Origin of the sequence: Pseudomonas sp. QS1027 (genome assembly GCF_002814235.1) — a bacterium.
Taxonomy (GTDB): Bacteria; Pseudomonadota; Gammaproteobacteria; order Pseudomonadales; family Pseudomonadaceae; genus Aquipseudomonas.
Genome location: NZ_PHSU01000003.1, coordinates 80,854 through 104,226 on the forward strand (window position 1 = coordinate 80,854; position 23,373 = coordinate 104,226).

Annotated in this window: 24 protein-coding genes and 1 pseudogene; 17 read left to right on the forward strand and 8 right to left on the reverse strand. The window is 58.3% G+C overall.

Translation table 11 applies throughout. The features are described 5' to 3' along the window. Nucleotides 1–39 precede the first annotated feature (39 nt). Nucleotides 40–2,607, reverse strand: coding sequence for a DNA mismatch repair protein MutS (gene mutS, locus CWE01_RS00940; protein ID WP_177410447.1), 2,568 nt, complete (start codon nucleotides 2,605–2,607; stop codon nucleotides 40–42). Between the two features lie 198 nt (nucleotides 2,608–2,805). Between mutS and CWE01_RS00945 the strand changes: the two genes are divergently transcribed. Continuing rightward, entirely contained in the window at nucleotides 2,806–4,089 is a 1,284-nt protein-coding gene (locus CWE01_RS00945) for a PIN-like domain-containing protein (RefSeq protein WP_100938649.1), read from the forward strand. Nucleotide 4,090: 1 nt separating this feature from the next. Here CWE01_RS00945 and CWE01_RS00950 read toward each other — a convergent pair whose 3' ends face one another. The 4 genes and pseudogenes from CWE01_RS00950 to CWE01_RS00965 form a co-directional block, all read right to left on the reverse strand. After that, entirely contained in the window at nucleotides 4,091–5,353 is a 1,263-nt protein-coding gene (locus tag CWE01_RS00950; RefSeq protein ID WP_100938650.1) for a site-specific integrase, read from the reverse strand. Then, nucleotides 5,320–5,517, reverse strand: coding sequence for a hypothetical protein (locus tag CWE01_RS00955; protein WP_056856218.1), 198 nt, complete (start codon nucleotides 5,515–5,517; stop codon nucleotides 5,320–5,322). The genes CWE01_RS00950 and CWE01_RS00955 overlap by 34 nt, the downstream gene beginning before the upstream one ends. Next, nucleotides 5,514–5,924 carry a LytTR family DNA-binding domain-containing protein gene (locus tag CWE01_RS00960; RefSeq protein ID WP_157815172.1) on the reverse strand — a complete coding sequence of 137 codons (411 nt, stop codon included), beginning with the start codon at nucleotides 5,922–5,924 and terminating at the stop codon, nucleotides 5,514–5,516. Before CWE01_RS00960 ends, CWE01_RS00955 begins: the two co-directional genes overlap by 4 nt. Next, nucleotides 5,921–7,588, reverse strand: a pseudogene (locus CWE01_RS00965) (DNA cytosine methyltransferase); the annotation flags it as partial. The pseudogene CWE01_RS00965 and the gene CWE01_RS00960, both read right to left, overlap by 4 nt. A gap of 65 nt (nucleotides 7,589–7,653) precedes the next feature. Here CWE01_RS00965 and CWE01_RS00970 point away from each other — a divergent pair. The 4 genes from CWE01_RS00970 (at nucleotide 7,654) to CWE01_RS00985 (ending at nucleotide 9,968) form a co-directional block, all read left to right on the forward strand. Continuing rightward, nucleotides 7,654–7,800 carry a tail fiber assembly protein gene (locus tag CWE01_RS00970; protein ID WP_256579295.1) on the forward strand — a complete coding sequence of 49 codons (147 nt, stop codon included), beginning with the start codon at nucleotides 7,654–7,656 and terminating at the stop codon, nucleotides 7,798–7,800. Between the two features lie 58 nt (nucleotides 7,801–7,858). Further along, nucleotides 7,859–8,515: a glycoside hydrolase family 19 protein gene (locus tag CWE01_RS00975; RefSeq protein ID WP_100938653.1), complete on the forward strand. Its 657-nt coding sequence runs from the start codon at nucleotides 7,859–7,861 to the stop codon at nucleotides 8,513–8,515. After that, nucleotides 8,512–9,024 (forward strand): lysis system i-spanin subunit Rz, encoded by a 513-nt coding sequence (locus CWE01_RS00980; RefSeq protein ID WP_100938654.1) that lies wholly within the window; start codon nucleotides 8,512–8,514, stop codon nucleotides 9,022–9,024. Before CWE01_RS00975 ends, CWE01_RS00980 begins: the two co-directional genes overlap by 4 nt. Before the next feature lie 149 nt (nucleotides 9,025–9,173). Further along, nucleotides 9,174–9,968, forward strand: coding sequence for a DNA adenine methylase (locus CWE01_RS00985; protein ID WP_100938655.1), 795 nt, complete (start codon nucleotides 9,174–9,176; stop codon nucleotides 9,966–9,968). Between the two features lie 479 nt (nucleotides 9,969–10,447). On the opposite strand, the gene CWE01_RS00990 is transcribed toward CWE01_RS00985, so the two are convergent. Genes CWE01_RS00990 through CWE01_RS01000 form a run of 3 tightly spaced genes read right to left on the reverse strand, consistent with a single transcriptional unit; the run spans nucleotide 10,448 to nucleotide 12,382 of the window. After that, a complete protein-coding gene (locus tag CWE01_RS00990; protein WP_100938656.1) occupies nucleotides 10,448–10,903 on the reverse strand; it encodes a MaoC family dehydratase in 456 nt (151 codons plus the stop codon). A gap of 16 nt (nucleotides 10,904–10,919) precedes the next feature. Beyond that, on the reverse strand, nucleotides 10,920–11,753 hold the full coding sequence (panB, locus tag CWE01_RS00995; protein ID WP_100938657.1) for a 3-methyl-2-oxobutanoate hydroxymethyltransferase: 834 nt from the start codon (nucleotides 11,751–11,753) through the stop codon (nucleotides 10,920–10,922). A gap of 14 nt (nucleotides 11,754–11,767) precedes the next feature. After that, nucleotides 11,768–12,382: a LysE family translocator gene (locus CWE01_RS01000; RefSeq protein ID WP_177410442.1), complete on the reverse strand. Its 615-nt coding sequence runs from the start codon at nucleotides 12,380–12,382 to the stop codon at nucleotides 11,768–11,770. 138 nt (nucleotides 12,383–12,520) lie between these two features. Here CWE01_RS01000 and CWE01_RS01005 point away from each other — a divergent pair, with 138 nt between their 5' ends. From CWE01_RS01005 to CWE01_RS01060, 12 genes are all read left to right on the forward strand, one after another. Beyond that, nucleotides 12,521–12,976, forward strand: coding sequence for an Lrp/AsnC family transcriptional regulator (locus CWE01_RS01005; protein WP_100938658.1), 456 nt, complete (start codon nucleotides 12,521–12,523; stop codon nucleotides 12,974–12,976). 588 nt (nucleotides 12,977–13,564) lie between these two features. Then, the gene (locus CWE01_RS01010) at nucleotides 13,565–14,308 is read left to right on the forward strand and encodes an XRE family transcriptional regulator (protein WP_100938659.1); all 744 of its coding nucleotides are present in this window, start codon (nucleotides 13,565–13,567) and stop codon (nucleotides 14,306–14,308) included. 604 nt (nucleotides 14,309–14,912) lie between these two features. Beyond that, nucleotides 14,913–15,260 carry a phage holin family protein gene (locus CWE01_RS01015; protein WP_100938660.1) on the forward strand — a complete coding sequence of 116 codons (348 nt, stop codon included), beginning with the start codon at nucleotides 14,913–14,915 and terminating at the stop codon, nucleotides 15,258–15,260. Between the two features lie 168 nt (nucleotides 15,261–15,428). After that, on the forward strand, nucleotides 15,429–15,782 hold the full coding sequence (locus tag CWE01_RS01020; RefSeq protein ID WP_157815173.1) for a hypothetical protein: 354 nt from the start codon (nucleotides 15,429–15,431) through the stop codon (nucleotides 15,780–15,782). A gap of 398 nt (nucleotides 15,783–16,180) precedes the next feature. Continuing rightward, on the forward strand, nucleotides 16,181–16,765 hold the full coding sequence (locus CWE01_RS01025; RefSeq protein ID WP_100938662.1) for a hypothetical protein: 585 nt from the start codon (nucleotides 16,181–16,183) through the stop codon (nucleotides 16,763–16,765). Beyond that, nucleotides 16,762–16,944, forward strand: coding sequence for a DUF2635 domain-containing protein (locus CWE01_RS01030; protein WP_100938663.1), 183 nt, complete (start codon nucleotides 16,762–16,764; stop codon nucleotides 16,942–16,944). The genes CWE01_RS01025 and CWE01_RS01030 overlap by 4 nt, the downstream gene beginning before the upstream one ends. Further along, nucleotides 16,944–18,440: a phage tail sheath subtilisin-like domain-containing protein gene (locus tag CWE01_RS01035; RefSeq protein ID WP_100938664.1), complete on the forward strand. Its 1,497-nt coding sequence runs from the start codon at nucleotides 16,944–16,946 to the stop codon at nucleotides 18,438–18,440. Before CWE01_RS01030 ends, CWE01_RS01035 begins: the two co-directional genes overlap by 1 nt. Nucleotides 18,441–18,506: 66 nt before the next feature. Beyond that, a complete protein-coding gene (locus CWE01_RS01040; RefSeq protein WP_100938665.1) occupies nucleotides 18,507–18,854 on the forward strand; it encodes a phage tail tube protein in 348 nt (115 codons plus the stop codon). After that, nucleotides 18,851–19,147, forward strand: coding sequence for a phage tail assembly protein (locus CWE01_RS01045; RefSeq protein WP_100938666.1), 297 nt, complete (start codon nucleotides 18,851–18,853; stop codon nucleotides 19,145–19,147). Before CWE01_RS01040 ends, CWE01_RS01045 begins: the two co-directional genes overlap by 4 nt. A 181-nt stretch (nucleotides 19,148–19,328) precedes the next feature. Further along, a complete protein-coding gene (locus tag CWE01_RS01050; RefSeq protein WP_256579296.1) occupies nucleotides 19,329–21,035 on the forward strand; it encodes a phage tail protein in 1,707 nt (568 codons plus the stop codon). Beyond that, nucleotides 21,025–22,311: a DNA circularization protein gene (locus CWE01_RS01055; protein WP_100938668.1), complete on the forward strand. Its 1,287-nt coding sequence runs from the start codon at nucleotides 21,025–21,027 to the stop codon at nucleotides 22,309–22,311. Before CWE01_RS01050 ends, CWE01_RS01055 begins: the two co-directional genes overlap by 11 nt. A 3-nt stretch (nucleotides 22,312–22,314) precedes the next feature. Further along, the gene (locus CWE01_RS01060) at nucleotides 22,315–23,355 is read left to right on the forward strand and encodes a phage baseplate assembly protein (protein ID WP_100938669.1); all 1,041 of its coding nucleotides are present in this window, start codon (nucleotides 22,315–22,317) and stop codon (nucleotides 23,353–23,355) included. Nucleotides 23,356–23,373 lie beyond the last annotated feature (18 nt).

Here is a 23,373-nt window from a genome sequence, read left to right on the forward strand (position 1 = left end):
CAAACCGCGCGAGATTCTAGCAGCTTGTAGTCCGCTGCGTTAGATCCGTGTCTTTAATGTATAGAGCATTTCCAACGCACGACGCGGCGTCAGGTCGTCGAGGTTGAGCTTGGCCAGTTCATCCAGGACCGGATGCGGCAAGGTGGCGAACATATCGCTTTGCATCGGTGCGGCCGGTTTTCCCGGTTTGGCGACCGGCTGCTCGTGGGGCAGGCTGGTGGTTTCCAGGCGGCTCAGGTGCTCGCGGGCCCGGGTGATCACATCGCTCGGCACGCCGGCCAGTTGCGCCACCGCCAGGCCGTAGCTCTGGCTGGCCGGGCCGGGCAGTACGTGGTGGAGGAAGACGATACGTTCATTGTGCTCGGTGGCATTGAGGTGCACGTTGGCCACCAGAGGTTCGTTTTCCGGCAGTACGGTCAGTTCGAAGTAGTGGGTGGCGAACAGCGTGTAGGCCCGCAGTTGAGCGAGACGTTCCGCCGCCGCCCAGGCCAGGGACAGGCCGTCGAAGGTGCTGGTACCGCGACCAACTTCGTCCATCAGCACCAGGCTGCGCTCGGTGGCGTTGTGCAGGATGTTGGCGGTTTCGCTCATTTCGACCATGAAGGTCGAACGTCCGCCGGCCAGGTCGTCACTGGAGCCGATCCGGGTGAAGATCCGGTCCACCAGGGACAGTTCGCAGCTCGCCGCCGGCACGAAGCTACCGATATGGGCCAGCAGCACGATCAGCGCGGTCTGGCGCATGTAGGTGGATTTACCGCCCATGTTCGGACCGGTGATCACCAGCATGCGGGTATTGTCGTCGAGTGCCAGGTCGTTGGCCACGAACGGTGTGGTCAGGACTTGCTCGACCACCGGGTGGCGTCCCTGGCTGATACGCATGCACGGTTCGTCGACAAAGCGTGGGCAGTTCAGGTCCAGGTTCAGTGCGCGTTCGGCCAGGTTGCTCAGCACATCCAGCTCGGCCAGGGCCGCGGCGGTGTCCTGCAGCGGCGGCAGTTCGCCGATCAGGGTTTCCAGCAAGGCTTCGTAGAGCATCTTCTCCCGGGCCAGGGCGCGGCTCTTGGCCGACAGTGCCTTGTCTTCGAATTCCTTGAGTTCCGGGGTGATAAAGCGCTCGGCACCCTTGAGGGTCTGGCGTCGGATGTAGTCCGCCGGGGCCGATTCAGCCTGCTTGCTCGGCAATTCGATGAAATAGCCATGGACCCGGTTGTAGCCGACCTTGAGGTTGGCCAGGCCCGTGCGGGCTTTTTCCCGGGTTTCCAGGTCGATCAGGAACTGCCCGGCGTTTTCGCTCAGCGACAGCAGTTCGTCCAGTTCGGCGTCATAGCCGGTTTTCAGGACGCCGCCATCGCGGATGATCGCCGGCGGGTTATCGATGATGGCGCGCTCCAGCAGGATCGCCAGCTCCGGGTAGGTCTTGGTGGTGACGGCCAGTTGCTTGAGGTGCGGGGCGTCCAGTTCGAGCATCGCGTCCTGCAACTGCGGCAGGGCGCCGAGGGCGTCGCGCAGGCGTGCCAGGTCACGGGGGCGGGCGTTGCGCAGGCCGATCCGCGCGAGGATCCGCTCGATATCACCGATCTCCTTGAGCTGCGGTTGCAGCTTTTCGAAGCGGTAGCTTTCCAGCAGGCACGTGATGGAGCTCTGGCGTGCCTGCAGGACACGCAGGTCGCGCAGCGGACGGTTCAACCAGCGGGTCAGCAGGCGGCTGCCCATGGCGGTCTGGCAACGGTCTACCACCGATTGCAGGGTGTTTTCGCGGCCGCCGGCAAGGTTGGTGTCCAGTTCCAGGTTACGGCGGCTGGCGCCGTCGAGCACCACGGTGTCGTCCAGGCGTTCATGGCGCAGGCTGCGCAAGTGGGGCAGGGCGGTGCGCTGGGTTTCCTTGGCGTAGCTGAGCAGGCAACCGGCGGCGCCGATGGCCAGGGTCAGGGTTTCGCAGCCGAAGCCTTTCAGATCTTGTACGGAAAATTGCTGGCAGAGGCTTTTAAGCGCGGAGTCACGCTCAAAATCCCACGGGGCGCGACGACGTGTCCCACGACGTTTTTCTGCCGGCAGGCCCTGTGGCCAATCATCCGGGATCATCAGCTCGACCGGGTTGATCCGCTCCAGCTCCGACAGCAGGTTTTCCCAGCCCTTGATTTCGAGGACGGTGAAGTTGCCGCTGGTGATGTCCAGCACGGCCAGGCCGAACAGACGCTCATCGCCCAGTACCGCGGCGATCAGGTTGTCGCGGCGCTCATCGAGAAGGGCCTCGTCGCTGACGGTGCCGGGGGTGATGATCCGCACCACCTGACGCTCGACAGGCCCCTTGCTGGTGGCCGGATCGCCGATCTGTTCGCAGATCACCACCGATTCGCCGAGCTTCACCAGCTTGACGAGATAACCTTCGAGGGAGTGGTAAGGAATCCCACACATCGGAATCGCCTGCCCGGCCGATTGCCCACGGGCGGTGAGGGTGATATCGAGCAGCTTGGCGGCCTTCTTCGCGTCCTCATAGAAGATCTCGTAGAAATCGCCCATGCGGTAGAACATCAGCTGGTCGGGGTGCTGGTTCTTCAGGCGCCAGTACTGTTGCATCATCGGGGTGTGGCTGGACAGATCAGAAATTGGCTTATTCATCAGTGGTTTAGAGCTTTTTGTGAAAAGGTGTGGGGCAAAAATGGGGCATTCCAACGCTGAGCATTTGGATGCGAACCGCAGCAAAAAAGATGGTCACATTAGCACACAGGGCTAGGCGGGCAGAGGGTGACGGGTTACTTTTAGCGCATGATGCCACCTTGCTAGTATTTGAGACGGGAGTGAGATATGAAGAAGGAGTTTCCAGGGTATTTTGCTAATCACGCGGATGATATCGATAAATTATGGGAGAACTGTTTTTTCGTTCTTGATACCAACGTCTTGCTTAATTTGTATCGCTATTCAGATGCGACGCGTGCAGAGCTCCTGCAGGTATTTCATTCTCTATCTGAGCGTTTGTGGATTCCACATCAGGTAGCACAAGAGTATTTGGTTAATCGACTGCAGGTGATTGGTGAGCAAGCTAAGGCCTATGATGACTCTGTTCGGAAAATTGAAGTTATAAGGAAGGGGTTTGAGAATAGTAATTACCACCCCTTTGTTAGTGTTGAAACTCTTGCGGAGTGCGTCGCAGTATTTGAAAGGCTTGTTGAAGAGCTAAACTCCAATAGAGCTGTTCATGAGGGTCGTATAAGCTCTGATGAAATTAAGGATGTTTTGGAGTCGTTGTTTGAAGGGCGGGTTGGTAAAGGGTTTGATAGGACAAGGCTCGAACAAATAATTGAACAAGGTGCGATTCGCTACGAGCAGAAAGTGCCTCCGGGGTATTGCGACGTTAAGAAAGGAGGGGACTCTAATGTGTTTTCTGATCTTTGCAAACCATATGGTGACTATATCGTATGGCTTCAAATAATTGAACATGCTAAAGAGTTGGGGCGTTCAGTTGTCTTTGTGACTGGTGATAGCAAGGATGATTGGTGGATGTCGTTCCAAGGAAAAACTGTTGGTCCCAGACCCCAGCTGATCGAAGAGTTTCTTTCTGAAACTGGTAACTCATTTTATATGTATTCGCCTGATCGTTTTTTAGAACGCGCTAACTCATATCTTCAACAGGAGACATCGCCTGAGGCGATGAGTGAAATTCAAAGCCTGCATGAAGAAGAGGGTGATGATGTTAAATTTGATTCGTCAATATTTGATTCGGCTATAAAGTCACAACGGCCAGGAACCAAGGAGGAGTTTCCTGAGATCGCTGATTTACCTTGGAATGAAGAGCATAACCGAACCTTGAATGATATCTCTGAGCAAAGAAAGATTCTCACTGATAAGGCTTTTGTAGTAAGTAAGGAGCTGATTGCTGCAAAGAGTTTTCAAAAAATTCTTGTGAGACCTTATGAAGATGATTTGATGCGGCCCTCTGATGTTTTGGAAGGTGAAGATTTGCGTATTTTCAGATTTAGGGTGGCGAAAGGTAAGGAACGTATTTCTCAATTAGAAGATGAATTGAGTGGGTTAAGAAGCCAGGTTTTTGAGTTGATTTCGATGCAAAAATCTCTGCTGCTTGATCATTGATTTAGAATGTTTTTTGAAGGTGCGCTTTACTATAATTTATTGCGTTCCATATTCTATCGAGTTCTTTTGGAGATTCATCTTCCATCCATTTTGCGTATACCTCGACCAACATTGTAAAGTCTTTATGCCCCATCTGCTTTGCGATAAATGCAAGGTTTCCACGAGCGGTAAGGCACCAGCATGCATAGGTGTGACGAGTCTGATAGGGCCGGCGCGGACGGATGCCCGAACGCTTCTGGACTGCCGCCCATTTGGTATTCCAGGCCGTAGGGACATACCAGAGGTTTATGATTTTTTTACGGGCCTGGGTTGTGGGTGATAGCAGGGGAGTCACCTTTTCCTGACGGCTCTCGTGTCTGTTCTGAAAAACTTCGATAGATTGTTGATGGTGATCGGCAACCAGCGCCATTAGGACCCGGCAGGCTTCCACCGCTGGGGGCATCAATAATACTGAGCGCGGTTTGCCTGTTTTGGGAACCTTGAATGTACCGTTGGCGGTAATAGCACGACTGATGTTTATTTGCCCTGCGTGTAGGTCGATGTCCTCGACTGCCAAGGCGCATAGTTCACCTGGTCGAATCCCCGTAAATACCGCCAACGTAATGGCCGCCGAGTCTTGAGCGTGTAAGCACCCTTTATTCACCAGTAGTTCGAATTCGTCACGGGTAAGCGGGTCCGGCTCTTGGCCTTGCATAGTGAACCGATTGCAGGCTTCCGATAGCCCCTTGCGGCAGTATCCGTTGGTTTCGCACCAGGCTAGGAAACCGGCGAACGTTGCCAAGTAGTGGTTTACGGTAGACGGAGCTCGATCTGAGATCAGCAGTGTCCGCAGAAATTGGATGTCTTCGGGTAGCAAAACGCCGGCGAGACGGTCGATACCGACCAGGCCAGTGCAGATGTCCAATGCGTAACCGTATTTTTCTTCGGTCATCGGTGTGATGTCGACTGCCTTAAGCGGCTTGTATCGCTCCAGCAGCACCCCCAGTTTTTCGTCTTTGGCGCTGCTGTAGTTGGTCGCATGCTTTGAGTTCGGAAAGTGCCGGCCATAGTCAAAGTGTCCGGTTTTGATCTCATGAAGAATTGCCGCCCTTAATAGGGCGGCGTGTTTGATGTTAGCTTTGGTGACCGGAAGGCCAAGGGATTCGCGGCAGCGTATACGCCGCCACATGAATACCACGCGCAAGTTGCCGCCGTGTATCTCGATGCCTTTGTGTTTCGCCAGTTCGGTTTCTAGGCTGCTTCCTGGGGTGCGCTCTCGGCCCATTTGTCATACTCCGTCATGTTGATTGCGATACGGCCGTCTGGTGTCTTGCGCCAGATGCGGCCCTGGGCCCAGGTTCCGTTCTTCACTTTGTGGCGGATAGCGTCTTCGCTATAGCCGGTGAGTTCCGAGGCGCGGTTGATCATGACCCAGCGTGGTAGGCTCATGATTTCGCCTCGGCAGTTCGCCATATGTCTGCCAGGGCCCGGCGTACGGCTTTCAGTCCATGCCGGCTGACGGGCACGTCCCTGCGTATTAGCTGCGAGTTGGCTGCAACGCTGATTAGGTTGAGGCTGTTTGGCCCGGCGGCGTTGTCCCGGTGCAAGTAGTTGATTGCGTGCTTCATTACCAGCACGCTGCGATGAGTACGGATCGCCTTTTCGCCGTAGATCTCTTCCAATGCATCGAGTGATGTCGTGAGTAAGAACTCGCCGGTTGCTGTGTGAGCGGTGGCATATTTGTCGGAGTACGAGAAGTGGGTGATGTTCTCGATCGGCGTACGAATGACGACTCCCCGGCGGGCGGCCTGGATATAGTGCGGCGTCATCTCTTGGTGTTTGGGGCCTGAGCTCATGCTGCCTCCTGCTGTTGCACCGTCACGCGCCATGGGTCATTTGCCGCAGCCAGCGCGGCCATCGGTGGTGGGCTGACGCTGTTGCCGCACATGTGGACCTGTTCGGTCTTGGTGAACGATTGTCCATTGGCGCCGTGGGTGATGATGTAGTCCGGCGGAAATCCCTGTGCTCGATACAGTTCATGAGGCTGCAGCATGCGCAGGCAGATATCGACGATCACGTAAGGGGTGCCTTTGATCATCACGGTCACCAGGGCTAGGCGGTCCTTGGTGGTGATGGTGGGTGCTGGATCCCCGGCGCTGCTGGAGCTGTCACCTGTCCCGTAGTAGCTGATCAGGAAGGCGGCGACGCGTAGTGCACCGGCCTCGACTTCGGGCGATAGCTTCAGTTCGACCAGTGACGACTTCCCGCCGCCCCCTGCCGTGACGGTAGGTGCCGGTTCGTCAACCGATTGGCCGACGCTCGCGCCGAACTGCCGTTCGAGGAACGCGGAGACCAGTCCGTGATGTAGGCCGCCCGCGCTGACGGTGTGAAGCGGAGCGTTGAGATCCCGTGCATCGCAGTTGCCGCGCAGATGCATCAGGTTCGCGGTCACCAGTTGCTGCTGGCTGCCGGTGTTGGTGACGGTGGTCATCGGGTCGTCGATGGACTTGGCGTCGGTAGTGTTGAAGCCTCCGTTCATCTGAGCCATGAACACTGTGGAAATGCCCATGGCGTGTGCTGCGCCGGCCGGACGCTGGTAGTAGTTGCCCCCGCTGGTGACGGTAGGCAACGGTTCGTCGAGCGACTTGCCCTCGTCGGCGAATCGAAACTTCACCAAGTGCGCGGCTGCGATCGCTCGATGGTTCTGGGTCATCAAAGTGCCGGCCGGATGGTCCACAGAGGCTGGCTTGCCGGAGTACTCGGGGCCGCCGGCACCAACCAGCACGGCACCTGTGACAGCGTGCTTGACGCCGCCGGCCACAACTGTGCCCAGGGGCTGGTCAAGGCCTGGCACCCTGGGCTCTTGGCCTGCTCGCTCGCCGTAACCGGTCTGAATCAGGGTAGGGCTGATTAGCGTCAGCTCCCCGCGGTTAGCGCAAGTTATTGTCGGCAGCGGGGTTTGCGGGTCGTTTACTCGCTCGCTGCCCTGGTGCGTGGCGGGGGCAATGATCGGACTGGCCATGGCGAACGAGCCGCCGCGAGGCCAGGCCGTCACGGTGCGCAGCGGATCGTCAGTGGATTGCACGCTTTCGCCGGACCAATTGGCGATCGGGACGATGAAGGGATTTGCCGAATCGATGACGAATTTCTTCATGCCCTTGGCGACCCGGCGCAATGTCGAGGGGGCCAGGTCCTTATTGCGGTCGAAGATGCTCTTGCTTGGGATTGTCCAGTCGATGCATTCGGCGGCGGTGCGCCATTTCTTCTGGCCCTTGACCGGTTTCTTTGCGTGAGTGGGCTCTGGCCATACGATGGGCTGGCCGTCGCAGCGGGCGATCATGAAGAGGCGTTCGCGACTGGTGGGGGCGCCGAAGTCGCAAGCCTTGATGACTCGCCATTCAACGGCGTAGCCCAGGCGCTGGAGTTCGCTGACGAACCTGGCCCAGGTCTGCCCGCGGCGTTTCGGATCCGGCATCAGGAATTGCTGGCCCACCGGCACGACTTCGCGGGGTTCGGCGACCACGTGCTTGATAACCTCTTTGCCCTTGGCGGTGGTCTCGGTTAGCCGGGTTGCGCGTTGTCCCTTTGCAAGACGCTGTCGATCTTGGCACAGCCACCGCTGATGACACGGCGAACCTTAAGCTGTGGAAGGAATACCGCATAGCCGTTAACGGCGTTTCTTCCCAGACCGGTTTCCCCGCGACGATCGACTGGCCTGCGCCGCCGGCCTGATCGACATCAAGAACACCACAAGCCGCCTTGAGCGGCTTTTTTTCGCCCGGAGAAACCCATGTCGATTACCCAGCAGCAGTTGCTGCAGATCCTCCCGAACGCCGGAGCGCTAGCCGGCGTGTTTGTTCCAGCCCTCAACACGGCCATGAGCGCCTACCAGATCGTCACCCCAAAGCGGGTCGCCGCGTTCTTGGCCCAAATCGGCCACGAGTCCGCCCACCTGAGGTCAGTGGTCGAGAACCTGAACTACTCGGTCGAGGCGCTGCTTTCCAAGTTCAGTCGAGAGCGTATCAGTCTGGCTGACGCGAGCCGATATGGCCGCAACGCAAATCAAATTGCGAATCCGCAGGCCATTGCCAACTGCATTTATGGTGGCGCGTGGGGGCTGAAGAGCCTGGGCAACACCCTGCCTGGCGATGGCTGGATATACCGCGGGCGCGCTCTGCTTCAAATCACTGGTCGTGCGAACTACAAGAAGTGCGGCGAGGCGCTGGGCGTGGACCTGATCAGTAATCCAGATCTGCTGCTCCAGCCGCAATATGCCGCGTTGTCGGCAGCCTGGTACTGGGCCACAAATGGGCTGAACACCCTCGCCGACGCAGGCGATATCAAGAACATCGGCAGCGTCATCAACACCGGCAGTAAGGGCAAGGTGCCGAGCGGCGCTGCCGAGCGTGAGGAGCTGTACGCGATCGCCTTGAAGGTGGTGGCGTGAGCCTGGCGGCTTGGAAGCTGTTCGGCGCGGTGGCGCTGGCCGTCCTGCTGAGCGCCGTTGGTGCTGCAGCAGCCTGGCAGGTCCAGGGCTGGCGCTACGGCAAGCAACTGGCAGAGCAGGCCGGCCTGACAGCAATAGGCAATGCGGCCAACAACCAGCAGCAGGCTGAGCAGGCTAAGCGCCAAGCGTTAGAGCAGCGCCTGGCTGCCGCCGACAAATCCCATTACCAGGAGCTGAAAAATGTTCGGAACGACCAGGTTCGCCTGCGTGATCGTATTGCCACTGCTGACCTTCGGCTGTCAGTCCTACTCGACGCCACGGATCCAGCCACTGGCTGTGCAGTGCCTGCCACCACCGCCGCCAGCGGTGTGGTTCATGGAAGTGCACGAGCCCGACTTGACCCAGCGCATGCTCAACGAATTATCGGAATCACCGACGACGGCGATCAAGGACTGATCGCCCTGGCAGCCTGCCAGGCCTATGTAAAAGAAGTCTCAACACTGAAGTGAAAGAAGCGACCGGGATGCATGCGTCAACATCCATCCCGGTCGCTGTCCCCGCAGAACGTACCTGCAAGTCCAGCCAAGGCTCCTGCTCTGTGCACAAAGCGCGGCGAGTCTAGTGCCTGTTAATCCCTACAGTAAAGGTCTTGCTCTTAATGTCTTCACCCATCATCCCTTGGATGGGCGGCAAACGCCGCCTGGCCGATCGCCTTATCCCTCTCTTCCCACCCCACGAATGCTACGTCGAAGTCTTTGCCGGCGGAGCCGCGCTCTACTTCATGCGCCCCCAGGCCGCGCCCGTCGAAGTCCTCAACGACATCAATGGCGACCTGGTGACGCTGTACCGCGTCGTGCAGAACCATCTCGAAGAGTTCGTGCGCCAGTTCAAATGGGCGCTCAGTTCTCGCCAGGTGTTCGAGTGGCAGAAGATGACCCGCCCCGAAACCCTCACCGACATCCAGCGTGCCGCCCGATTCTTCTACCTGCAGCACCATGCCTTCGCCGGTAAGGTCAGCGGTCAGACATTCGGTACCGCCACCACTGGCCCGGCCATCAACCTGCTGCGGATCGAGGAAAATCTCTCCGCCGCCTGGCAGCGCCTGTCTGGCACCTACGTCGAAAACCTCCCCTGGCTTGACTGCGCCGAGCGCTACGACCGTGCGCATACGTTCCACTACATGGACCCGCCTTACTGGCAGACCGCCGGCTATGGGGTCGACTTCCCGTTTGAGAACTACGAACGGATGGCCGACTTCATGCGGCGCTGCAAGGGTAAGGTTATGGTCAGCATCAACGATCACCCGGATATCCGGCGGGTGTTCGAGGACTTTCACTTCGAGACCCTGGATATTCGCTACACCACTGGCAACCAGCGGCAGGGAAAAGCCGAGGTCAGTGGTGAGCTTGTGATCATGAACTGGGAGCCGGCGGCGTTGGGAGGTTTGTTCTGATTCGATTTTCGGTTGGATTGCAGGCGCCAGCTTGGTTGCCCACCTGCTGTGTGGCTGCGTCCGACCCATAGCTGCCTGTTGCATCAGGCAGAAAACGGCCAAAAGTGGTCATATGCGATCCATAAAAGTGCTCATTAAAGGGGGATCATTTACCAGGTCTTTAATTGATTGCACCGATCAGACGGCCCCACTATTCCCGTTATGCTATACGTCAGCACGGCCCGATTTTTGTGTCGTTTGGGGAGAGAACCCTGGTGTCCGCCAGGTGAGATGAAGCATTAAGGTTGCACAAAATGCGAAGGGCAATCCCACCCACAGCGACACTTTGTAGGCCAGCAATACTCCCGCTGCGCCACCAACGAAAGCGGCTAGAACGAAAAAGCCGGCGTCCGCCATTTCCGTTTCGTCGAATAATAAATTTTAGTAAGTCATGCATCTGTAATTTCTCTACAGGAGGTCTCTGCATTGCCTTGATAAGCCTAGATCTCACCAACCGTCATTGATGCGAGTAGTTTTCTCTCGGTGTCATTGGGAATGAGCCCTGTCGTCTCCGCGAGCAAGACAGCCAGGCCGCTACTGTTGGTCACAATTACCTCGGCTTGAGCCCGATTGCCCTCATCGATTCCCATAATTTTCCACACGCAGGTAAGCTCATCCCCCATATAAACGGGGCGCTTGAAGCGCAAACTCATGTAGGTAGCCAACCACCCCAACTGCCCTCCGATCTCTGTGATCAATGTCGCCGTCAGCAAGCCATGAGCGATGACACCATCAAAGCCTTTGGCCTCTGCATACACGGCATTGGAGTGCACTGGGTTGTGATCGCGGGATAGCGCTTCAAACTGGACGATGTCTGTGTCCGAAAAAGTGCGTTTGATTTCGAAAGTATCGCCTTCCTCAAGTCCCTCAATTGCCTTCTGGCGCAGTGCGTTCATTGACATCTCCGTTGATCTAAAAAGTATGGTCTGGCCCAGGGAATGAACCCGACTCGACGTCCTTAGCAAAGGCTTGAGCAGCGTCACTCATCACTTTTCTCACATCCGCGTACTGCTTGACGAAACGCGGTAACTGACCAGTACGGAGCCCTACCATGTCCTGCCAAACAAGCACCTGAGCGTCGCAGCCATTCCCGGCACCAATTCCGACGGTAGGGATGGAGACTGCCTCGGTGATCCTCGTTGCTACATGGCCTGGCACCATCTCTATCAACAGACCAAACGCCCCAGCACGCTCGAAGGCAACACTCAAATCAATCAACCGCTGTGCATCCTCACCTTTGCCTTGGATACGGTATCCGCCTAGCTGGTGTTCTGCCTGCGGGGTAAAGCCGATATGGGCCATAACCGGTATGCCAGCGGCTACCAACATCTCTACCTGCGCAAGCATCTCGATCCCACCTTCGAGCTTTACGGCATGAGCGCCGCCTTCTTTCATGAAGCGCACTGCGGTATGGAAGCATTGCTCAGGCGATCCCTGATAAGAGCCAAAAGGCAAATCGGCAATGACCAACGCCCTTTTGGTAGCACTCGAAACCGCCCTGACAAGAGGAAGCATCTCGTCAACTGTTATTGCCAACGTCGAGTTATGTCCAAACACGTTGTTGGCAGCGGAATCTCCTACGAGCAGCACTGGAATTCCTGCCGCCTCAAACACCGACGCGGCGTACATGTCATAAGCAGTCAACATGGCCCATTTCTGCCCCCGTACTTTCATGTTCTGTAAATGTGGAATTCGTACTCTTCCGCGAGGACGGCTGTTATAGGGGGCGTTGATTTGATCAGACATTTCACTTCCTCAATTCAGATGGCCAGCCGCTCAGCAGCTAGAACCACAGCGATTACGATCATCGCGGCTCCCGATATCCGACTCACATTGATTGCCGCTGCTGGTCGTGAAGCAAGCAGCGCACCAGCGCCATAGCCGACCGCGAGATAGACGACACCGCAACTGACACCATGAATCAGGCCTAGAGCGACAATCTGAGCCCCTACTGGCCATGCGGCTGACGCATCAGTGAACTGAGGTAGCAGCGCTAGGAACAACAATAGGACTTTCGGGTTGAGACCGCTGACGCACAGTCCTTTTATCGCCCAGGTCATCCAGGCACCTTCATCGCGGCATGCCCCTTGAGCAGGCAGCGAAGGCTTGAGCAACATGTTGAGTCCGAGCCATAAGAGATAGGCCGCCCCCATCAGCGTTAATGTCAGCAATGCATAGGGTATTTTTACCAGCACCCCGCCCACGCCTGCAGCGACGATCAGCGTGGCCACAAGATGGCCGGAGAGCATGCCGACTATGGCGGGTAATACGCGGCCTCGCAGACCCGCCGATATTGCATAGGCCCAGTCAACCCCAGGCGTGATAACAAACAGAAATGATACGGCCCAGAAAGCCATCATTAGAGATACGGTCACGATCAACACCTTTCTTTTCATCAATCCAGTGGGGCAGCTTCAAGCCCTGAAAACTGTGATAGAAGGATAAAGAAAGCCAAGTGGTATTATCTTTCGAAGATTCCCTCCGTGGCGTTGTGAATTAGAAGGTTTTCTTGAATGGATCGTGTTGATAAGAAGATTCTTGCGGAGCTGCAGCGGGATGGTCGCCAGTCGCTGACGGACTTGGCCGAACGTGTAGGACTGAGTTTGTCTCCGTGTCATCGACGTGTTCGGGCGATGGAGGATGCAGGAGTTATTAAAGGGTATAGGGCTCAGCTATCCGCGACTGATATAGGACTCAATTTCTCGTCCCTGGTATTCGTGACGCTTCGAGAGGGGCACCAAAAGGCGGTAGCTGATTTTGAAGATGCTTTACCGCGTGTTCCCTACATCATCCAAGCGCAAAGACTTTTTGGCGATCCTGATTACCTGCTGATGGTAGTGACAGCAGATCTTCCTGCGTTTCAGAAACTATACGATGAGGAACTGTCGAGGTTACCGAACGTACAGCGTCTGACATCAACGTTGGTGATGAAGCACGTCATCACTGATCGCCCCCTGCCGCTGGAGTGAAGTTCCAGCATTGCGGATGACGCTGGGAAACCATCAGGCTTTGACTGTTACATCTGGCTGCTTTTGGCCGAGAGCGGGCTATCGCGAAATGTTATTTTACCCATCGTCTGGGCTTGCCTGGTGTGGCTATGAGATCGAGAGGGAATCAGCGACATCGAGGAGGCGGATGGGGCAAAAATGGGGCAAACCATACGCCAAACCATGCCATTCAATGCCCACTGTGCATTTCTGCAAGTGGGCAAGAATTGGTGTTAGAACCAGCAATCACGGGCCTTTCCTGCCCGAGCTGCCACATACCCCAGCACAATCGGGGTGTGGGAGGACAGATCGGGCTATTTTTACTCATCGGATACTTAGGCGGATTCGTTTTGAGTGGAGTGCGAAGTCGGGCGCCTGGCGCGGGACTTTTTCGATGGCGGCAAGGTTAACACGGGTGGTTGGATGTCCGCTGATATGGCCTTTTCAAGCCTATCCGGATGGGGAGGAATGAAAGCGCATAGGAATATCAGGCTTACTGGATGTCCATGCATATATCTATGCATAAAATATGCAAATCAGCATTTGCCATTCCCGAAAAGCGCAAGCAATATGCGCATTATGCAAATACGCAACGTTTCTACCGTCCTACGAGCACTGCTCGACCGTCACGGGATCTCCCCCACGGAGCTTCACCGTCGTACCGGCGTGCCCCAATCCACCCTGTCGCGCATCCTCAGCGGGAAGATCGTCGATCCTTCGGACAAGCACATCTCGAAGATCGCCGAGTATTTCGGCATCAGCACCGACCAGTTGCGCGGACGCGCACCGGTTGCCGCTGCCCGGGATCAGGAGCAGGGCACGCCGCACTCCGAACTCAAGGATATAAGCCTGTGGGACGACGATACGCCCGTCGATGAAGACGAAGTGTCGGTCCCCTTTCTTCGCGAGGTTGAATTGGCCGCTGGATCAGGAAGATTCGTCATAGAAGAGAGCGAGAAGGCCAGCCTGCGTTTCGGCAAGCGCAGCCTGCGCCACAACGGCGTGCAGTTCGACCAGGCCAAATGCGTGACCGTGCGCGGCAACAGCATGTTGCCGGTGCTGCGCGACGGCGCCACGGTCGGGGTCAACGCCGGCAAGAGCGCCATAGGGGATATCGTCGACGGGGACCTTTACGCCATCAACCACAACGGTCAGCTGCGGGTGAAGCAGCTTTATCGCCTGCCGACCGGGATCCGCCTGCGCAGCTTCAATCGCGACGAACACCCGGATGAGGACTACAGCTTCCAGGAGATCCAGGAAGAGCAGATCACCATCCTCGGTCATGTCTTCTGGTGGGGCATGTACGCCCGCTAAGTGCTTCTGATTGAGAAAAAACCCACAGGCATGTGGGTTTTTTTTCGGCCGCAAAAAAGCTCCAACCCTTGATCTGCATGGCTTCCATGCATTTACGCAAACGCCATGCACAAATAAATGCATTTGTGCATTGACTGTATATGCATACATGCATATTCTTTGTCTCAAGCCGGCCAGAAAGGTCGGTGACAGGCAGAGATGCCAGGGGCAACCCACCGCTCTTTAGTAGCACCGCTTCAAAGAACAGGCAGCGATGAACCGGCCTTGACGGTTCAGAGGGTTGGCAACTGACCCGGGTGTGCAGCGTAAAGCACCGTAAGCAGTTATCCGGCGGACAGGGTCGCGGTCGGAAGAACAATTTGAATCGATCCGTACCGCGCCAGTAGCGCCGAAAGATCAGGTGTCCGGCCGGGAGTCCTCATCGCGCAAAACGCGATCGGCTTCAAGGCTGGACATCAGGACCGTATTACTGAAAAGCCTGGGCGACCGGGCTTTTTGGAATGCCCACCGAACGCGGGCTCTCAAGAGAACCCTTCACCTTGAACAACAAGCCCAAACCATCACTGGCCAATGAATGGCCCTTTTTTATTGCAGGAGGCGTGACATGACGAGCGAGCAACAAGCGTTGGTGGACATGCCTATCTGGCTGGTCATCCTGCTGGCCGTGGTCGGCGGTGTTTCCGGCGAAATGTGGCGCGCCGACAAGGACGGTGCCCGCGGCTGGGTGCTATTGCGGCGGCTGGTATTGCGTTCCGGGGCCTGCATGGTCTGCGGCGTGTCGACCATCATGCTGCTGTATGCCGCCGGCGTGTCGATCTGGACCGCCGGTGCTTTTGGCTGCTTGACCGCGATGGCCGGTGCGGACGCCGCTATCGGCCTTTATGAGCGCTGGGCGGCCAAGCGCCTGGGGGTGGACGAAGTACCTCCTCCGGAGACCCGGCCGGAGCAATAGCCGGATAGGTCTCCCAACCATATTGCCAAGGGACTGGAGCTACTGGGGCCGAGAGCAGGACCCAGCCCGCAAGGACGCGGGCTTTCTGGAGGCGAATGATCGCCTGTCGACCCCGTCAATCAAAGCGGAATTCTCCGTGACAAATCATTCGACTCAATAGGTGAAAAAATGGCTGAACCAATTGGAGCAAATTTCAAAACGTTTTCCGGTGAAGGTGTTTCGGTGATGTTTACGCCGGCGCAGAACGTAAACGGTGCCATCGTCCGGACCGCAACCATGCATATTGGGCCTTCGTTTGGGGCTCTGGCCATCGGCACGACTGCTCCCACGGATTATTACAATATCAACGTGCCGGCCATCCTTTCGGTTCGTGGCTCGGCTCCGACTGGCGGCGGCGGGTTCCCCGGCGCTGCGGCGACCCTGCCGTTCCAAGTGGCGATCCCTGCTGGTCAAGGATTGTGGGCGGTGATGGGGGCGGGTGGTAATGGTCGTGCTTTTGTGACCTACGACCTTCTTCCTTAATCCGGTCAGCAATTGGCTGAATGAAGCCTGCCGATACTGTGGGGCTTCTCTGACGAGTTTTAATTTCCGCAGTCTGCTCTAGTTCAAGGCCTCGCTATCGTGCTGGCTTTTCGTTTTCGGCATCGCCTCTGTTGTTGCTAACCCCCTGAGCACCCTTCAGTTTTCCGATAGTTGAACAACGGATGACGTGAACGCCCCACTGGTCTGACGAAGAGTCGGTCAATAAATCCGGTTTGGAAACCGCCGGTTTTTTCAGGGGCGTCAGGTGTGACTCTCATCGTAGCGAGGGGCATGCCACAGATCGACGCCGGATGGATTTAAGCAAGCCAACCCCATCGTCCGTTAATTCGTATCGCAAAAATGGGAGGGACCATAGATCTGCTACCCGGTGAACCCCCATGAACATCACCCCGATTCTCACGCAACTGCGTGCGCAATGCCCCAGTCTTGCCCAACATATCTCGACCGGCCTTGATCTCGACCTGTTGCAAAGCAACACCACGCCGCAAACCCCGGCGGCCTTCGTCACCGTGATGACCGACCTGGCGAGCAAGGACGCTTCACAAAATGTCGCCCGGCAAACCCTGACCGATCGCCTGGAACTGACCCTGGTGCTCGACGCCAGCAACGGTGCCCAAGCCTTCGACCAACTCCACAGCCTGCGCGCCGAACTCTGGCGGGCCCTGGTCGGCTTCAAACCCGACACCTATTACAACCCCATCGAATACGACGGCGGCGAACTGATCTCTATCAACGCCAGCCGCCTGCTCTATAGCCTGCATTTCTTCGCCGAGTTCCAACTGGGGCGCAATCGCTCCACGGACCCGGCCGAAACCTGGCACGAGCGTGAATTGGACGGCTTGCCGTCTTTTACCGGGGTCACGGTGAAGGTCGATGCCATCGATCCCGCCGACCCCAATCTGCACCGCCCAGGCCCTGACGGGCGCCTGGAGCTGACTTTCTCTGGAGACGTAACGCAATGACCCAACGCATCACCGTAGTGCCGGCCCCAGGCCGCACCGTACCGGACCCGGAAGCCGGCGACCTGCTACCGCTCGAAGGCCGTGAAGTGGCCGACAGCGCCTGGTGGCGCCGTCGTCTGGCGGATGGCGATATCACCCTCAACGCCGTGCAAGCGGCACAACCACAGGATGCCCAATAATGGCTATCGGATTCAGCAATATCCCCGCGGACCTGCGTGTTCCGCTGTTCTACGCCGAAATGGACAACTCGGCGGCCAATAGCGCGTCGTCGACCCTGCGTGGCCTGATCGTCGCCCAGGTCAACGACAACGCCACCAGCACCGAAGTCGGCAGCCTGGTGCTGGTTTCCAGCGTCGCCCTGGCGAAAAGCATTGGTGGCCAGGGTTCCATGCTCGCCTCGATGTATGACACCTGGCGCAAGACCGATCCCGTCGGCGAGATCTGGTGCCTGCCGCTGCGCAGCACCGTGGGCAGCATCGCCAAGGCCGATCTGAAACTGACTGGCGCTGCCACTGAAAGCGGCGTGCTCAACCTGTATGTCGGTGGTGTGCGGGTGCAGGCCGCCGTGGTCAACGGGGCGACCGCCGCCCAAGCCGCTACCACCCTGGCACTGCAAGTCAACGCTGCGACCGACCTGCCGGTCAGCGCCGTGGCCGTCGATGGCACCGTGACCCTGAGCTGCAAATGGACCGGTGACAGCGGCAACGACATCAGCCTGCAGTTCAATCGCTTGGGCAAGAGCAATGGCGAGCAGACTCCGGCCGGCCTGACCATCGTTCCCGCGCCAATGGCCGGTGGCACCGGTGTGCCGGATCAGGTGGCCGCACTTGCGGCGCTCGGCGATGAACCGTTCGAGTTCATCTGCCAGCCCTGGTCCGATGTGGCGACCCTGAATGCCTGGCAATCGGCGATGGACGACAGTGTCGGTCGCTGGTCCTGGTCCAAGCAGCTGTTCGGTCATGTCTACACCGCCAAGCGCGGTACTGTCGGCACCCTGGTGGCTGCCGGTCAAACCCGCAACGATCAGCACGTGACCATCCTGGCCATGGAGCCAGGTGTGCCACAACCGGTCTGGGTCCAGGCTGCCGCATTGGCCGCGCGGACTTCGGTGTTCATCTCCGCCGACGCCAGTCGCCCGACCCAGAGCGGTAGCCTGGCGGGTATCGATCCTGCCGCAGCCAGCGAGCGCTTCACCCTGACCGAACGTCAGTCGCTGCTCAGCTACGGTCTCGCCACCGCGTACTACGAAGGCGGTTACGTGCGCATCCAGCGGGCGATCACCACCTACCAGAAAAACGCTTACGGCCAGGCGGACAACTCCTACCTGGACAGCGAGACCATGCACCAGTCGGCCTTTATCGTGCGCCGTCTGCAAAGCGTGATCACCAGCAAGTACGGTCGCCACAAGCTCGCGGACGATGGCACCCGCTTCGGCGCCGGCCAGCCGATCCTCACCCCGAGCACCATCCGCGGTGAACTGATTGCCCAGTACGCCAAGCTCGAACTGGAAGGTCACGTGGAGAACGCCGAGATGTTCGCCGATCACCTGATCGTCGAGCGCGACAGCCAGGACCCGAGCCGGGTCAACGTGCTGTTCCCGCCGGACTACATCAACGGCCTGCGTGTGTTCGCGCTGCTCAACCAGTTCCGCCTGCAGTACGACGCGGCGGCCTGATCGCCTGCCCACACTGCGTAACCCCAGCCCGCTCGATGCGGGCTTTTTATTGCAAGGAGATACACCATGGGTCAACTGATTGCGGGCACCTGCTACGTCAAAGTGGACGGCGCTCAACTGACTATCAATGGCGGCTGCGAAGCCCCGCTGATGTTCGTCAAACGGGAAACGGTCGTGCCGGGTTTCTACAAGGAAACCGACGTCGCTCCCACTTTCGCGGTAACCGCGCTGTACACGCCGGACTTCCCGCTCAAGCAACTGGTCGCCGGTACCGACATGACCGTCACCTGCGAATTCAGCAATGGCAAGGTCTACGTCCTGGCCGGTGCCTATCTGAGCGACACCCCGTCTGCCAAGGGTGACGACGCAACCATCGCGCTGAAATTCGAAGGCATCAAGGGGACCTGGCAATGACTGATCCAGTGAAGTTGCAGGTGCCCATCGAGGCCCACGGCGAACCCCTGAGCGAACTCACCCTGCGCCGTCCGACGGTGCAGGAGGTGCGGGCGATCAAGGCGCTGCCGTACAAGATCGACAAGGGCGAAGACGTCAGCCTCGACATGGATGTCGCGGCCAAGTACATCGCCGTCTGCGCCGGCATCCCGCCGTCGTCGGTCAACCAGCTGGACCTGTCCGACCTCAATACCTTGAGCTGGGCGGTGGCGGGTTTTTTCATGAGTGCGGCATCGCAGCCATCGGCGAGCTGATTGCGGTCGCCTATGACCTGGCCTGGTTCTGGAAGGTTGACCCCGAACAGATGATGGCCAGGCCACTGGATGTGCTCCGGGAATCCCTGGAGCACGCGCAACGGATCAATGCGATGCAGCAGGTGCAGTGATGGCTACGACAACTAATACGCTCACGGCGAATCCCCAGACGGTTGTGAACATGGCCCTTGTCGTGAATGGCGTCCAGAAAATGGACGACGACATGTCAGGGGTCAGCAAGAAAGTCGAAAGTTTCAAAAAGAGCCTGGAGGACAGCGGCCTGGGCGAGCTGGATCTCTCGGAGCTGTTCAAGGGCGAAGGCTTGGCCGCCCCTTTTGTCGAGGGCGTCAAGGCTGCGATCGAGGCGGAAAACAAGCTGGCCAAGGCTCGCAAGGGCGCCGAGGGATCTGATTTAGGGCCCACGGCAAAAAATCTGGCGAGCTTGAGTGAAGCGGTCGACAAGGTTTCCCTGAAATTCGGCCAGGGCTTGTTGCCTGTGGTGAATTCCGTAGTGACGGCTTTGGTGCCGCTGGTGAGCCGCGTCGCCGAGTTCGTGGCGGCCAATCCGAATCTGGTCCAGGGCCTGGCAGCGGGGGCGGTGGCGTTCACCGTCCTGCAAGGTGCGGTGGCCGGGGTGGCAGCGGTGGTGGGTGTGCTCGCTTCGCCGATCGGTTTGGTCGTGGTGGGCTTTGCCCTTGCCGCGGCGCTGATCGTTGCTTACTGGAAACCGATTTCGGGCTTTTTCAGCGCGCTTTGGGGCGACATCAAAGGCATGGCAGCCAGCTTCATGTCGGGGCTGCAGGCGGTGCTCGATTGGTCGCCAATGCCGATGATTACCGCGGGCTGGGAGACGATCAGCGTATTTTTCGCCGGCCTTTGGGAGTCGATCACGACGGCAGCCACTTCGGTGTTCGACTTTTTCAAGGAGCTGTTTTCCTGGACGCCACTGGGCCTGGTCATCGACAACTGGGGACCTGTGACGGGGCTCTTCGATTCGATCTGGCGATTGCTCAAGGCCTTGGCCGTGCCGGTGATGGACTTTCTCAAGGAGATCTTCGACTGGTCGCCGCTGGGGATGATCGTCAATAACTGGGGGGCGATCAGTGCCTTTTTCGGCGAGCTCTGGGACACGATCAAAATCGCCAGCGCACCGGCGGTAGACTTCCTCAAGATGCTGTTCGACTGGTCACCGTTGGGGCTGGTCATCAATAACTGGGGCGCTATCAGCGCTTACTTCGACACGATCTGGGCCGCGCTGCAAGACCCAGCGCAGTTGCTCAAGGACTTCTTCCAGACGCTGTTCGACTGGTCTCCTGTCGGACAGATCGTCGCCAACTGGGAACCCATCAGCAAGGTCTTTTCTGACTTGTGGGGCGTACTGCAAAGCCTGGCGACACCTGTCATGGACTTTTTCCAGACGATGTTCGACTGGTCTCCACTGGGGATGATCATCAAGAACTGGGATCCGATTGTCGCCTGGTTCGCTGGCTGGTGGAGCAAGTTGCAAACCTTCATCACGCCGATCAAGGAGTTGTTCAGTGGTGGTTTCGGTGACTTTGTCGCCAAGGTCACCGGCAAGGTCGATGGCCTGGCGCAGCAACAGGAGGCCAGTAATGCCAAGGCGGCCAATGACAGCGGTTCTTCCTTCTGGAACTGGGGCGACTCATCGGGCAGCACTGACTCCGGCCTGACGAGCAACGGCAGCGGCCTTGTCCAACAAACCGCCGCCAACAACCGTACGCAACTCGAAGGCGGCTTGACCGTGAACTTCAAGGACGCGCCAGCGGGCTTGCGCGTCGATCAAGCGCAAACCAATCAACCGGGCCTGGACCTGACGCCTCGCGTCGGCTATCGCTCGCTTTCCTACGGAGGTGCCTATGGCGACTAGCTGGCGTGATCGTTTGTTGCCGGCGTCGTTTCGCGGCGTGCCATTCTGGGTCGACCAGGCGAAAAACCCGGTCGGCCAGAAAGGCCAGTTACATGAATACCCGCAGCGTGATCGGCCGTTTTTTGAAGGGCTCGGCCAACAGTCGAAGATCTATGACCTGACTGCTTTTATCGTTGGCGCCGATTGTCTCGAGAAGCGCGACGCGCTGCTCAAGGCGCTGGAGGAGGGGAGCGGCGAACTGGTTCACCCGTGGCAGGGACGGATGCAGGTCAAGGTCGGTGAATGCGAGATGACCCAGACCCGCAAGGATGGCGGGTTGGTGACTTTCAGCCTGAAGTTCTATCCGGATGAGCCGCTGCAGTTCCCCAAGGCCGTCGTCGACACCCAGAAGCAATTGCAGGTGGCGTCGGACAAATTGCTCGACTCTTCGGTGGCGCGTTTCGATGGGGCGATGTCGCAGATCAACCGGGCGCGGATCGGCCTGGAAAACCTGCGCAAGGGGATTACCTCGGCCTACCAGGCGATCGAGCACGAATTGCAACCACTGATCAATACGTACGCGAACATCTACGCCCTGGTTCGCACGGTCAAGGAGTTCCCCCAGCAAGTGAGCGCCGCGGTTAAAAGCGTGCTGGGCGAATTCAACGGATTGGTGGGCGAAGTCAAGAGTGTTGTGGGCGAAGTTCGGGGTTTGAAGGATTTTGCCGTCCAGGGCTATCACGGAATGCTGGCTGATCTCTCAAAACAGGTCGAGGACGCCAAGTCCCTCGACGCGTCAAAACTGACCATTGGCAAGGACTCCGCCGCGGCCTCACAGGCCACGGTGAACCTGATCCAGGATGCCTTGCTGGTCCAGATCTCCCAGTTTGTGTCAATGATCCCGGTGGCGACGCCGGCGGTGAAACTGACGACCACACCGTCGCTGGCCCAACAAGCCCAGCAACCGGTGCAACGGGCCGATGTGCCGGTGGTCGACGATGTGCTGGCGCTGCGTGACAGCCTCAACGATGTGATCTGGCAGGCGGCGCTCAAGGCCGACGCGGTGCAGTACCAGGCACTCAGTACCGTTCGCCAGGCGCTAACGCAGCATCTCAACGCGGTGGCTTCCAACGGGGTGCCGCTGGTTGACCTGACGCCCCAGAGTACCCAGCCGGCCCTGGTCGTGTCTTACCAGAAGCTCGGTGATGCCACGCGGGTGGGTGAGGTGGTGCAGCGCAACCGGATTTCGCACCCAGGTTTCATACCGCCGGTACCGTTGCAGGTCTCCAAGGAGTAAGTCATGAACGACATCGACAACGCCGTCGTCCTGTTGGTCGACGGCCTGAGTTATGAGGGCTGGAAGACCATCGAGATCACGGCCGATCTCGAGCGTCAGTTCCGTACCTTCAAGCTCGGTATCACCTGGAAATGGCCGGGACAGACCCAGGCCCTGCCGATCAAGGCCGGTGCCCGTTGTTCGGTCATGATCGGCTGTGACCAGGTCCTGACCGGTTACGTGTTCAAGGCGCCCATCAGCTATGACGGCAATCAGATCAGCCTGACCGTCGAGGGCAGTTCGCTGACCCAGGACCTGGTGGATTGCGCGGCCATCAACCAGCCGAGCCAATGGCGTGAACAGAGCCTGCTGAAGATCGTCGAGGCGCTGGCCAAACCCTACAAGATCACTGTGCGCAGCGAGATCCCGGAAACCACCAAACTGCAGACTCACAGCATCGTGCCGGGTGAGACGGTGTTCAAGTCCATCGATCGGTTACTGACTTTGTATCGGGTGTTCTCCACCGATGACGCGGCCGGCAACCTGGTACTCGCCAAGCCCGGAAGTGCCGGGAAGGCGACTGATGTACTGGAACTGGGCAAGAACATTCTTTCGGCCAATACGGCGAGGGACTACAGCGCGGTGTTCTCCGAGTACCGGGTGATCGGCCAGCACAAGGGCAGCGACCAGAACAGCGGCAGTGCGGTGAGCGAAGTCTCCGGGGTGTCCAGCGAGGCCAATCCGGATCGCAAGCGCGTGACGGTGATCAGCGAAAGCGCGCAGATCACTCCGGTCCTGGCCCAGCAACGGGCTGACTGGGAACGGGCGACACGCCGCGCCAAGGCCCTGACGACCACCTACACCGTGCAGGGCTGGCGACAGTCCAACGGTGATCTGTGGCGACACAACCTGACCGTGCGGGTGAAGGATCCGGTGCTGGACGTGGACCAGGACATGCTCATCTCCAAGGTGACGTATTCGTTGTCCGCACAGGGCTCGATCACCACCCTGGTCGTGGCGCCGCCGCAGGTCTTCGATGCCACACCGGCAAAGGCCAAGAAGTAATCACCCCGTTTGCCCAAG